At 65.3% G+C, this 11,666-nt stretch carries 11 protein-coding genes; 8 read left to right on the top strand and 3 right to left on the bottom strand.

What is annotated here, in order from left to right:
• Positions 1–380: 380 nt before the first annotated feature.
• Positions 381–1,856 carry a membrane-bound lytic murein transglycosylase MltF gene (gene mltF, locus ACCC94_RS23080; protein WP_413351917.1) on the bottom strand — a complete coding sequence of 492 codons (1,476 nt, stop codon included), beginning with the start codon at positions 1,854–1,856 and terminating at the stop codon, positions 381–383.
• A gap of 290 nt (positions 1,857–2,146) precedes the next feature.
• On the opposite strand from mltF, the gene purL reads away from it, so the two are divergent.
• The 3 genes from purL (at position 2,147) to ACCC94_RS23065 (ending at position 6,971) form a co-directional block, all read left to right on the top strand.
• On the top strand, positions 2,147–6,043 hold the full coding sequence (gene purL, locus ACCC94_RS23075) for a phosphoribosylformylglycinamidine synthase (protein WP_413351916.1): 3,897 nt from the start codon (positions 2,147–2,149) through the stop codon (positions 6,041–6,043).
• Between the two features lie 67 nt (positions 6,044–6,110).
• Positions 6,111–6,470: a CDGSH iron-sulfur domain-containing protein gene (locus ACCC94_RS23070; RefSeq protein ID WP_413351915.1), complete on the top strand. Its 360-nt coding sequence runs from the start codon at positions 6,111–6,113 to the stop codon at positions 6,468–6,470.
• 183 nt (positions 6,471–6,653) lie between these two features.
• Entirely contained in the window at positions 6,654–6,971 is a 318-nt protein-coding gene (locus ACCC94_RS23065) for an NGG1p interacting factor NIF3 (RefSeq protein WP_413351914.1), read from the top strand.
• A gap of 49 nt (positions 6,972–7,020) precedes the next feature.
• Here the strand turns inward: ACCC94_RS23065 and ACCC94_RS23060 are convergent, their stop codons facing one another.
• Together ACCC94_RS23060 and ACCC94_RS23055 are read right to left on the bottom strand one after the other, a co-directional pair.
• Positions 7,021–7,521 carry a L,D-transpeptidase family protein gene (locus ACCC94_RS23060; RefSeq protein WP_413351913.1) on the bottom strand — a complete coding sequence of 167 codons (501 nt, stop codon included), beginning with the start codon at positions 7,519–7,521 and terminating at the stop codon, positions 7,021–7,023.
• 53 nt (positions 7,522–7,574) lie between these two features.
• The gene (locus tag ACCC94_RS23055; protein ID WP_413351911.1) at positions 7,575–8,126 is read right to left on the bottom strand and encodes an NUDIX hydrolase; all 552 of its coding nucleotides are present in this window, start codon (positions 8,124–8,126) and stop codon (positions 7,575–7,577) included.
• A 134-nt stretch (positions 8,127–8,260) separates the two neighbouring features.
• On the opposite strand from ACCC94_RS23055, the gene ACCC94_RS23050 reads away from it, so the two are divergent.
• Genes ACCC94_RS23050 through ACCC94_RS23030 form a run of 5 tightly spaced genes read left to right on the top strand, consistent with a single transcriptional unit; the run spans position 8,261 to position 11,607 of the window.
• A complete protein-coding gene (locus ACCC94_RS23050) occupies positions 8,261–8,857 on the top strand; it encodes a CoA pyrophosphatase (protein ID WP_017522246.1) in 597 nt (198 codons plus the stop codon).
• Positions 8,858–8,897: 40 nt separating this feature from the next.
• Complete coding sequence (locus ACCC94_RS23045; protein ID WP_413351910.1) at positions 8,898–9,425, top strand: gamma carbonic anhydrase family protein; 528 nt, start codon at positions 8,898–8,900, stop codon at positions 9,423–9,425.
• A complete protein-coding gene (locus ACCC94_RS23040) occupies positions 9,418–9,606 on the top strand; it encodes a DUF1289 domain-containing protein (protein ID WP_413351908.1) in 189 nt (62 codons plus the stop codon). The genes ACCC94_RS23045 and ACCC94_RS23040 overlap by 8 nt, the downstream gene beginning before the upstream one ends.
• A gap of 58 nt (positions 9,607–9,664) precedes the next feature.
• On the top strand, positions 9,665–10,846 hold the full coding sequence (gene purT, locus ACCC94_RS23035) for a formate-dependent phosphoribosylglycinamide formyltransferase (protein ID WP_413351907.1): 1,182 nt from the start codon (positions 9,665–9,667) through the stop codon (positions 10,844–10,846).
• Positions 10,843–11,607, top strand: coding sequence for an SGNH/GDSL hydrolase family protein (locus ACCC94_RS23030; protein WP_413351905.1), 765 nt, complete (start codon positions 10,843–10,845; stop codon positions 11,605–11,607). Before purT ends, ACCC94_RS23030 begins: the two co-directional genes overlap by 4 nt.
• The last annotated feature ends 59 nt before the right edge of the window (positions 11,608–11,666 follow it).

Below are 11,666 nucleotides of genomic sequence, written 5' to 3'. Positions count from 1 at the left end.
ACTAGGCGTCCCCCCACGAAGGGCCATCCCTGGCCCATCGCGGCTCTCGCGACATCCATGTCGCTCAACCCCTGAAATTCCAATTCAACGAGGCCTCCTGAAAGGGGCCATTCGGCGTGCGCGGATGTTTTGCTGGAAGTCTTTCAAAGCCAAAGCCAGGGGCGGGCGGGGCATTGGCTCTTCGTAGGAGCGAGCTTGCTCGCGAATCGCATGGCACGCCACTTCCCGTAGGAGCGGACCTTGTCCGCGAAATCCATCACCAGCAAACCCGCGTCGCAGTGAGGCACGGGCTTTGCGTAGGCGCGACCGGTGGGGATTCGCGATAGAGGGGAAGCGTCGGGGGAATCGTGGCTACGCAGGAGGTGCTCTGAAGGACTGCCTCAAAGCTTCTGATCCCGCCCCTCGTCATCTTCGGGCTTGGTCTTGTTCACGCCCGGCAGATGCAGGCCGCTTTCGGCGAGCTGGCCGCCTTCCATCTGCGGCTGGGTCACCCAGGTGAGGATGTCGTAATAGCGGCGTACGTTCTGTACGAAGTGCACGGTCTCGCCGCCGCGCGCGTAGCCGTAGCGCGTCTTGCGGTAGTACTGCTTCTGCGACAGGCGCGGCAGCATCTTCTTTACGTCGAGCCACTTGTTCGGGTTCAGGCCTTCCTGCTCGGCCATCTTGCGCGCGTCGTCCAGGTGCGCGCCGCCGATGTTGTAGGCGGCCAGGGCGAACCACATGCGGTCCGGGTCCTTGATGCTGTCGGGTAGTTCGTCCTTGATCTGCACGTAATACTTGCTGCCGCCCTGGATGCTCTGCCTGGGGTCCAGGCGGTTGGCCACGCCCATGGCCTGCGCGGTGCGGTTGGTCAGCATCATCAGGCCGCGCACCCCGGTCTTGGAGGTCGCGTCGGGTTGCCACATGGATTCCTGGTAGCCGATGGCGGCCAGCAGGCGCCAGTCGGCCTCGAGCTTGGTACCGCTCTGGCGGAAGTGCTGCTCGTATTTGGGCAGGCGCTGTTGCAGGTGCTGGGCGAAGGTGTAGGCACCGACGTAGCCCAGGACATCCACGTGGCCGTAGTAGCGATCCTTCAGCCGCTGCAGCAGGCCGTCCTGCCTGGCCTTGTCGAGGAAGGCGTTGACCTTCTCGATCAGGCTGTTGTCATCGCCGCTCGGCAGCGCCCAGGCCAGGCCCCTGGCATCACCGAGGTCGAAGGCGACGCGCACGTTGGGGAAGTACACCTGGTTCATCGCCAGTTCGTTGGAGTCCACCAGCGTCAGGTCGATCTCGCCGACGTCGACCATGCGCAGCAGGTCGACCATCTCGTCCGCGTCCGACTCGCGGTACTCCAGCTTCGGGAACTGCTTCTTCAATTCGGCCAGTTGCCCGGCATGGCTGCTGCCTTTCAACACAACGATGCGCTTGCCCACCAGGTCTTCCGGGCGAGTAGGGCGCTGCGCGCCATTGCGGTAGACGACCTGCGGGGTAACGTCGAGGTAGGAGTGCGAGTAGCGCACCTGGGCATCGCGCTCGCCGCCCGGCGTCAGGCCGGCGGCAGCGAGGTTCGGACCGCCGTCGCGGCCGAGGCGGTCGTAGAGGTCGTCGATATTGTCGGCGGTCTCGATCTGCAGCTGAACGCCCAGGCTGTCGGCGAAGCGCTTGGCCAGCTCGTACTCGAAGCCGGTATCGCCGTTGCGGTCCTGGAAGTAGGTGGCCGGACTGTTGCGGGTGATCACGCGCAGCACGCCGTCCTTCTGCACGCGCTCGAGGGCCGTCGGGGCTTTCGCCTCGCTACAGCCGGAAAGCAGCAGAAAGATACAGGTCGCCAAGATCCAGGCGGTGCAGCGCACACGGGACACAGTCAGGGCAAGCATCGGGGCAGTATACGCAAAGGCCGTTGTGCGCCATATCTCGACAGCTCGAGGCTTCTCTGCTAGTTGCCGTGCCGTTCGTCGGCATTTTTCGCGCTGAAGGCCGCGGGGCTGGGCTTTTTCCTACGCCGCTCGAAGGGCTTCGAAGATGAATGGCAATTTCCGCCGGAGCAGTGGCGAGGAAGGCACTTGAAAGCTGCCGCCGGGCTGCGCTTTACGGTAGAATGCACGGCCTCTGTGGGCTGGCCCGTCCGGCCCCACACACTTCCCCGTCTCCAGAGGCTGTTCCGACAATGCTGATCCTGCGCGGTGCTCCCGCCCTTTCCGCTTTCCGCCACGGCAAACTGCTCGACCTGCTGACCCAGCATGTACCCGCCGTCACCGGGCTGTATGCCGAGTTTGCGCACTTCGCCGAGGTCACCGGAGCCCTCAACGCCGAGGAAGAACAGGTCCTGGCGCGCCTGCTGAAATACGGTCCGAGCGTTCCCGTGCAGGAACCTGCCGGTCGCCTGTTCCTGGTTGTCCCGCGCTTCGGCACCATCTCGCCCTGGTCGAGCAAGGCCTCGGACATCGCCCGCAACTGCGGCCTGGCGAAGATCGAGCGCATCGAGCGCGGCATTGCCTATTACGTCACCGGCGAGCTCAGCGAGGCCGACGCACAAGCCGTTGCTGCCCGCTTGCACGACCGCATGACCCAGCTTGTCCTCAATGAACTGGAACAAGCCTCCGCCCTGTTCAGCCACGCCCAGCCCAAGCCGCTGACCGTGGTGGACATTCTCGCCGGCGGTCGCGCCGCGCTGGAGAAGGCCAACCTCGAACTGGGCCTGGCCCTGGCCGAAGACGAGATCGACTACCTGGTGAAGAGCTTCGTCGAGCTGGGCCGCAATCCGCACGACGTCGAGCTGATGATGTTCGCCCAGGCCAACTCCGAACACTGCCGCCACAAGATCTTCAACGCCAGTTGGGACATCGACGGCCAGGCTCAGGACAAGAGCCTGTTCGGCATGATCAAGAACACCTATGAAATGCACCGCGAGGGCGTGCTGTCCGCGTACAAGGACAACGCCGCGGTCATGAAAGGCTACGTCGCCGGCCGCTTCTACCCGAACGCCGAGACCCGCCAGTACGGCGCCAGCGAAGAGCCGGTGCACATCCTGATGAAGGTGGAAACCCACAACCACCCGACCGCCATCGCTCCCTTCCCCGGCGCCTCCACCGGCTCCGGCGGCGAGATCCGCGACGAAGGCGCGACCGGTCGTGGCGCCAAGCCCAAGGCCGGCCTGGTCGGCTTCACCGTCTCCAACCTGAACATCCCCGGTTTCGAGCAGCCCTGGGAAGTGCCCTACGGCAAGCCCGAGCGCATCGTCACCCCGCTGGACATCATGATCGAAGGCCCGCTGGGCGGCGCCGCGTTCAACAACGAATTCGGCCGTCCGAACCTCGCCGGCTACTTCCGTACCTTCGAGCAGGCCATCGCCACCCCGCGCGGCGAGGAAGTCCGTGGTTACCACAAGCCGATCATGATTGCCGGCGGCCTGGGCAACATCCGCGAAGACCACGTGCAGAAGGGCGAGATCTCGGTCGGCGCCAAGCTGATCGTGCTCGGCGGCCCGGCCATGCTGATCGGCCTGGGCGGCGGCGCCGCTTCCTCCATGGCCACCGGCGCCTCCGCCGCTGACCTGGACTTCGCCTCGGTGCAGCGTGAGAACCCGGAAATGGAACGCCGCTGCCAGGAGGTCATCGACCGCTGCTGGCAGATGGGCGAGAACAACCCGATCAAGTTCATCCACGACGTAGGCGCGGGCGGCATCTCCAACGCCCTGCCGGAACTGATCAACGACGGCGGCCGCGGCGGCCGCTTCGAACTGCGCAACGTGCCCAACGACGAGCCGGGCATGAGCCCGCTGGAAATCTGGTGCAACGAGTCGCAGGAACGCTACGTGATGTCGGTGGACGCCGCCGACTTCGAGACCTTCAAGGCCATCTGCGAGCGCGAGCGCTGCCCGTTCGCCGTGGTCGGCGAAGCCACCGAAGAAAAGCAGCTCACCGTCGCCGACAGCCACTTCGGCAACAAGCCGGTGGACATGCCGCTCGAAGTGCTACTGGGCAAGCCGCCGCGCATGCACCGTTCGGTCACCCGCGAAGCCGAGCTGGGCGATGACTTCGCCGCCGCCGGCCTGGACCTGACCGAGTCCACCGAGCGCGTGCTGCGTCACCCGGCCGTGGCCAGCAAGAACTTCCTGATCACCATCGGCGACCGCACCATCACCGGCCTGGTTGCCCGCGACCAGCTGGTCGGTCCGTGGCAGGTCCCGGTGGCCGACTGCGCCGTCACCGCCACCAGCTTCGACGTCTACACCGGTGAAGCCATGGCCATGGGCGAGCGTACCCCGCTGGCCCTGATCGACGCCCCGGCCTCCGGCCGCATGGCAATCGGCGAGACCATCACCAACCTGGCCGCCGCGAGCATCGACAAGATCTCCGAGATCAAGCTCTCGGCCAACTGGATGGCCGCGGCCGGCCACCCGGGCGAGGACGCGCGCCTGTACGACACCGTCAAGGCCGTCGGCATGGAGCTGTGCCCGGCGCTGGGTATCACCATCCCGGTGGGCAAGGACTCCATGTCCATGAAGACCCGCTGGCAGGATGGCGACGCCGAGAAGAGCGTCACCTCGCCCATGTCGCTGATCATCTCCGGCTTCGCTCCGGTCAACGACGTGCGCAAGACCCTGACCCCGCAGCTGCGCCTGGACAAGGGCGAGTCCGACCTGATCGTCATCGACCTCGGCCGTGGCAAGAACCGCATGGGCGGCTCCATCCTCGCCCAGGTCAACGGCCAGATCGGTCGCGCCGCACCGGACGTCGATGATGCGGAAGACCTGAAGGCCTTCTTCGCCGTGATCCAGGGCCTGAATGCCGACGGTCACCTGCTGGCCTACCACGACCGTTCAGACGGCGGCCTGATGGCCACCGTGGTGGAAATGGCCTTCGCCGGTCATTGCGGTCTGGACCTGAACCTCGACGCCCTGGCCGACAGCCGTGACGAGCTGACCGCCGCGCTGTTCAACGAAGAGCTCGGCGCCGTGATCCAGGTTCGCTCCGCTGCCACCCCGGAAGTGCTGGCGCAGTTCAGCGCCGCCGGCCTGGAGGATTGCGTCGCGGTCATCGGGCAGCCGGTCAAGGGCGCCGAGATCGACCTGGCATTCAATGGCGAGCGCGTCTTCAATGCCCAGCGCCGCAACCTGCAGCGCATCTGGAGCGAGACCAGCTACCGCATCCAGCGCCTGCGCGACAACGTCGACTGCGCCGACCAGGAATTCGACGGTCTGCTGGACGAAGCCAACCCCGGTCTGTCGGTGAAGCTGAGCTTCGACGTCAACGACAACATCGCCGCGCCTTACATCAAGAAAGGCGTGCGTCCGCAGATCGCGATCCTGCGCGAGCAGGGCGTCAACGGTCAGGTGGAAATGGCCGCGGCCTTCGACCGCGCCGGCTTCGCCGCCGTCGATGTGCACATGAGCGACATCCTCTCCGGCCGCATCAGCCTGGAGCAGTTCAAGGGCCTGGTGGCCTGCGGTGGCTTCTCCTACGGCGACGTACTGGGCGCCGGCGAAGGCTGGGCCAAGTCGATCCTGTTCAACAGCCGTGCCCGCGATGGCTTCCAGGCCTTCTTCGAGCGCAAGGACAGCTTCGCCCTGGGCGTGTGCAACGGTTGCCAGATGATGTCCAACCTGCACGAGCTGATCCCCGGCACCGAGTTCTGGCCGCACTTCGTGCGCAACCGCTCCGAGCAGTTCGAAGCGCGCGTGGCGATGGTCCAGGTGCAGGAATCGCAGTCGATCTTCCTGCAGGGCATGGCCGGTTCGCGCATGCCGATCGCCATCGCCCACGGCGAAGGCCATGCGGAGTTCGAGAGCGAGGAAGCACTGCTGGAAGCCGACCTGTCCGGCACCGTGGCCCTGCGTTTCGTCGACAACCTGGGCAAGGTCACCGAAAGCTACCCGGCCAACCCGAACGGCTCGCCGCGCGGCATCACCGGCCTGACCAGCCGCGACGGCCGCGTCACCATCATGATGCCGCACCCGGAGCGAGTGTTCCGCACCGTGCAGAACTCCTGGCGTCCGGACGAGTGGGAAGAGGACGGCGGCTGGATGCGCATGTTCCGCAATGCCCGCGTCTGGGTCGGCTGAGTCGGCCTGATGCGAAACGCGAAAGGGGAAAGCTTCGGCTTTCCCCTTTTTCTTTGGAGGCCGCGAGATGGCTCTTGTGGGAGCGAGCTTGCTCGCCAATGGTGCCCGCCCGGACCATCGTGGACGGGGTCCGCTCCTGCCCAGGTTGCTGAAGGCGGTCCGCGCGGTGGATAAGTTGCCGAAGCTTCCGCAGGTTCGTGCAGTCGAGCCGGGCCAGGTCCTGCGGCTGTGTCGTTGCGGGCAGTGCGCCAGCCTTCCGGATGCCGCCGCGGGTTGTACCGACTCGCTGGAGCTGACAGTCGGGCGCGAGCGCCATCTGTTGCTGTGCTGTTGCGGTCTGTCGGCGAAGTTACCGTTCTGCGACGGTTCCCACACTCCTGCGGCGCCAGGTCTGAAAGAACGCTGGCGACGCTTTACCGGCCGGTGAGCTCGAAGTCCGTCACAGATTTCCTACAAAGTCGCTCACAGGCGAACAAGCCCGAGTCCGGGCGGTCGAACTGGGACGATGACCCGCCAGTCATAAGAGGCAAAGTGCCACTATTTGTGGCAGCATTTGTCACCCGTGGCGCTCTTTGTCATGGCTGTGTCCCTGTTTCGATCGGAGTCTCCGATGTACAAACTGTGTTTCTACGTTCCGGAAAGCCATCTGGAACCGGTCAAGAAAGCGCTGTTCGCCGCTGGTGCAGGACGCATCGGTGCCTACGACAGCTGTTGCTGGCAGGCGCTCGGACAGGGACAGTTCCGCCCTCTGCAGGGCAGCAACCCCTTCATCGGCCAGGCCGGCAGCATCGAGCAGGTCGCCGAATGGAAGGTGGAGATGGTCGTGGCCGATGAATTGATCCACGACTCGGTCAAGGCCCTCAAGCAGGTCCATCCCTACGAGACGCCGGCCTTCGAGGTCTGGCGGCTGTCGGACATGGTGTTCTGAGCAGCTATGAAAAAGGCGCCCTTGGGCGCCTTTTTTCTTTCCGTCCCGCTTACGGGCGAATCTCGATAAGCGTGCCGTCCTTGACCAGGCTCCAGACCTCGCGCATGTCGGCGTTGGTCATCGCGATGCAGCCGTTGGTCCAGTCCAGTGTCGAGAAGTACCACTCGGGGTATTCGTCATCCATCGGCGTGCCATGGATCATGATCATGCCGCCGGGGGACAGGCTCTTTTCCCGCGCCTTGGCCACATCGCGGGCATTGGGGTAGGAGATATGCATGGAGAGGTTGTACTTGTCGCTGGTCTTGCGCCAGTCGACCCAGTAGAAGCCTTCCGGCGTGCGGTTGTCGCCCTCGGCCAGCTTCGGACCCTGCGGACGCTTGCCCAGGGACACGCGGTAGCTCTTGAGAACCTTGCCGTTGCTGATGAGGTTCAGTTTGCGCTCGGACTTGAGCACGAGAATCTTGTCGATACGACCGTCGAGCGTGGGCATCGCGTTGGCATGCGAGAACGCTGCGAAGGTCAGACAAAGTACGGCAATCAACCAGCGCATCGAGTGGTGTTCCCCGGTAGTTCCTAAAGCCTTAGAGGCGGTATATGAGCTTATTAGTTCTTTTTCTGTGCAAGCATTGGGAGAATCCCTTCATTGCGTATCGGGAAGTTCTGAATGATCCGATCCGCCAGGAAATATTCTAAGGTACGGCCCACGGTGGGGAAAGCCAGCTCGTCCCACGGAATGTCGGATTCTTCGAAGAGTCGCACCTCGAGGCTTTCATCGCCGGCGAAGAAGTCCAGGTCGGCCAGTTCGGCGCGGAAGAAGATATAGACCTGGCTGATATGCGGCAGATCAAAGACCGTATAAAGCTGCAGGCCGTGGACCCGGGCGTTGGCCTCTTCGAGTGTCTCGCGGGCGGCGGCCTGTTCCAGCGTTTCGCCGTTCTCCATGAAGCCCGCCGGCAGCGTCCAGAAGCCCTGGCGCGGCTGGATGGCGCGGCGGCAGAGGAGGATGCGCCCATCCCAGACCGGCAGGCAGCCGGCGACGATGCGCGGGTTCTGGTAATGCACGGTCTGGCACTGGTCGCAGACGAAGCGCGGGCGGTTGTCGCCGCTGGGGATGCGCAGGTTCACGCCGGCGCCGCACAGGCTGCAGAATTTCATGCCGTTTCCTTGTCATTGAATGGCGCAATCTTGCGCGCAGCGCCAGGACCCAGCAAGGGGCGGGGGTTGGGCAGGGGCGTCTTTCGTGCCATGATCCTTCAATTAGAAGAATCGGCCCCCGCAGGATGTTCGGCATGCTGGACCAGCTGCGCCAACGCATACAGACGCACACGCCAAGCGACCTTGAAACGGACCACAGCTTCCCGGAAGCGGCGGTCCTGCTCCCCATCACTCCCCAGGAAGAGCTCGTGCTCACCCTGCGCGCGACCGGGCTTTCGACCCACAGCGGCGAAGTTGCCTTCCCCGGCGGTCGGCGCGACCCGGAAGACGTCGACCTGATCCATACCGCCCTGCGCGAGGCCCAGGAGGAGATCGCCCTGCCGCCAGGCCTGGTGGAGGTCGTCGGGCCGCTGAGCACCCTGGTGTCGCGGCACGGTATCCTGGTCAAGCCATTCGTCGGCTTCGTCCCCGATTTCGTGGAGTACCGCCCCAACGACGGCGAGATCGACGCCGTATTCAAGGTGCCGCTGGAATTCTTTCGTGGCGACCCGCGGGAAACTACCCACCGCATCGACTATTTCGGCCGCAGCTGGTACGTCCCGAGCTACCTGTTCGAGGGCTACAAGATCTGGGGCCTGTCCGCGATCATGCTGGTCGAGTTGCTGAACCTGCTGTACGACGCCCGCATCGATCTGCACCAGCCGCCGTCGAAGTTCATCAAGCTGAGCTGAGATCCGATAACAAAGAGCGGCCCCCGCCTGAGGAGAAACCATGAAGTACCGCCTGGGCTCGTCCCGAGTCGAAACCCATCCGGAAAGCTGGATCGCCCCGAATGCCACGGTGGTCGGCAAGGTGCGCCTCGACGCCGGTGCCAGCGTGTGGTTCAACGCCGTGCTGCGCGGCGACAATGAGCTGATCCACGTCGGCGAGCACAGCAACGTGCAGGACGGCACCGTGATGCACACCGACATGGGCTTCCCGCTGACCCTGGGCAAGGGCGTGACCATCGGCCATAACGCGATGCTCCACGGCTGCCAGGTGGGCGACTACAGCCTCATCGGCATCAACGCGGTGATCCTCAACGGCGCGAAGATCGGCAAGTACTGCATCATCGGCGCCAACGCACTGATCCCCGAAGGCAAGGAAATTCCCGACGGCTCGCTGGTCATGGGCTCCCCTGGCAAGGTGGTGCGCGAGCTGACCGAGCCGCAGAAGAAGATGCTCGAAGCCAGTGCTGCCCACTACGTGCACAACGCCCAGCGCTACGCCCGCGACCTGGCCGAGCAGGAAGATGACTGAAGAACGTCCCGTGGCCTCGCCCTGCGTGCACGTCTGCGCGCTGGACGATGCCGACATCTGCCTGGGCTGCCAGCGCAGCGCCGCCGAGATCACCCGCTGGGGCATGATGGACAACGCCGAGCGCCGCGAGGTGCTCCTGCGTTGCGAACAGCGCGCCCGCGAGCAGGGCGTGCTGGTCTAGCGCCTTCACGCCCCAAAGCTACCCCGTTTCGAACTTTCCCTTCCCGAGGTTTCCCGCAATGCCCCGTATTGGAACTCCCCTGTCGCCGAGCGCGACCCGCGTACTGCTCTGTGGCTCCGGCGAGCTGGGCAAGGAAGTGGCGATCGAGCTGCAGCGCCTGGGCTGCGAAGTCATCGCCGTCGACCGCTACGCGAACGCGCCGGCCATGCAGGTCGCGCACCGCAGCCACGTCATCAGCATGCTCGACGGCGTCGCCCTGCGCGCGGTGATCGAGCAGGAGAAGCCGCACTACATCGTGCCGGAGATCGAAGCCATCGCCACCGCCACTCTCGTGGAGCTGGAGAACGAAGGCTACACCGTCATCCCCACCGCCCGCGCCGCGCAATTGACCATGAACCGCGAAGGCATCCGTCGTCTGGCCGCTGAGGAGCTGGGTCTGCCGACCTCGCCTTATCACTTCGCCGACACCTACGAGGACTACGCCGCTGGCGTCGCCGCCGTCGGCTACCCGTGCGTGGTCAAGCCGATCATGAGCTCCTCGGGCAAGGGCCAGAGCGTGCTCAAGTCCGACGCCGACCTGAAGACCGCCTGGGACTACGCCCAGGAAGGCGGCCGCGCCGGCAAGGGCCGGGTCATCGTCGAAGGCTTCATCGACTTCGACTACGAAATCACCCTGCTGACCGTGCGCCATATAGGCGGCACCACCTTCTGCGCGCCCATCGGCCATCGCCAGGTGAAAGGCGACTACCACGAATCCTGGCAGCCCCAGGCGATGAGGCCGAAGGCGCTGGCCGAGTCCGAGCGTGTGGCCAGGGCGGTCACCGAGGCGCTGGGCGGCCGCGGCCTGTTCGGCGTGGAGTTGTTCGTCAAAGGCGATGAAGTGTGGTTCAGCGAAGTCTCGCCGCGCCCGCACGACACCGGCCTGGTGACCCTGATTTCCCAGGATCTCTCCGAGTTCGCCCTGCACGCTCGCGCCATCCTCGGACTGCCGATCCCGGTGATCCGCCAGCTGGGCGACTCGGCCTCGGCGGTGATCCTGGTGGAAGGCAAGTCGCAGCAGGTTTCCTTCGGCAACCTCGGCGCCGCCCTGAGCGAGCCGGACACCGCGCTGCGCCTGTTCGGCAAGCCGGAAGTGGACGGCCAGCGCCGCATGGGCGTGGCCCTGGCGCGCGACGAGTCGATCGACGCGGCCCGCGCCAAGGCCACCCGTTCGGCCCAGGCGGTCAAAGTCGAACTGTGAACCGCTGGGCGGGGCTGATGTGGTGGGCGGCGGCGTTGCCGCTGCTGCCGCTGGCCCTACCTCTGGCCGTGCGCACCCGGCGCACGGCCTTGCGTCTGGCTCCCGCCGCAGGCGTCTGCGAAGGCGTTGCCGGGGCGGAGTTTGCCGGCGAACCCTTTCGTCTGTTGCTGCTGGGCGAGTCCACCGTCGCCGGTGTTGGCGCGTCCTGCCTGGATTTCGCGCTGGCAGGTCGGCTGGCTTCGGCGCTTTCCGGTCGTCTTCAGCGCCCCGTTATCTGGCGCGCCATAGGGGAAAACGGCATCACCGCCGGCGGAGCCTGCGAACGCTTGCTGCCGTTGGTGGCCGAGCAGAATTACGACCTCGTGGCGCTGGTCTTCGGCGTCAACGACACGACGCACTTCAGCTCCAGCCAGCGCTGGCTGGCCTCCCTGGGACAATTGATCGAGCACTTCCGTGGCCGTGGCGCGCGGGTGGTATGCACGGCGGTGCCGCCGTTGCAGCACTTCACGGCGCTGCCCTGGCTGTTGCGCCAGTTGCTGGGTTGGCGCGCGGCGCTGCTGGACCGACAGCTCAGCGCCCTGGCGCTGGCGCAGGGCGCGGGCTATTGCGGAGTGAGCCTTCAGATGCAGCCGCAGTTCCTCGCCATTGATGGCTATCACCCTTCGGCGCTGGGCTATCAGGTCTGGGGCGAGCATCTGGCGCAGTGGTTGGTGCAGACGTTGGCCATCCCAGCTGAAGCCGGGGCGCACGGCTCTTTGTAGGAGCGAGCTTGCTCGCGAACAGGCGTCTCCGGTTGCTCCGGCTTGGGCGGTTCGCGAGC

It is taken from the genome of Pseudomonas sp. Pseusp97 (assembly GCF_047304025.1).
Taxonomy (GTDB): Bacteria; Pseudomonadota; Gammaproteobacteria; order Pseudomonadales; family Pseudomonadaceae; genus Pseudomonas.
This window is presented reverse-complemented; position numbering and strand designations above follow the sequence as displayed.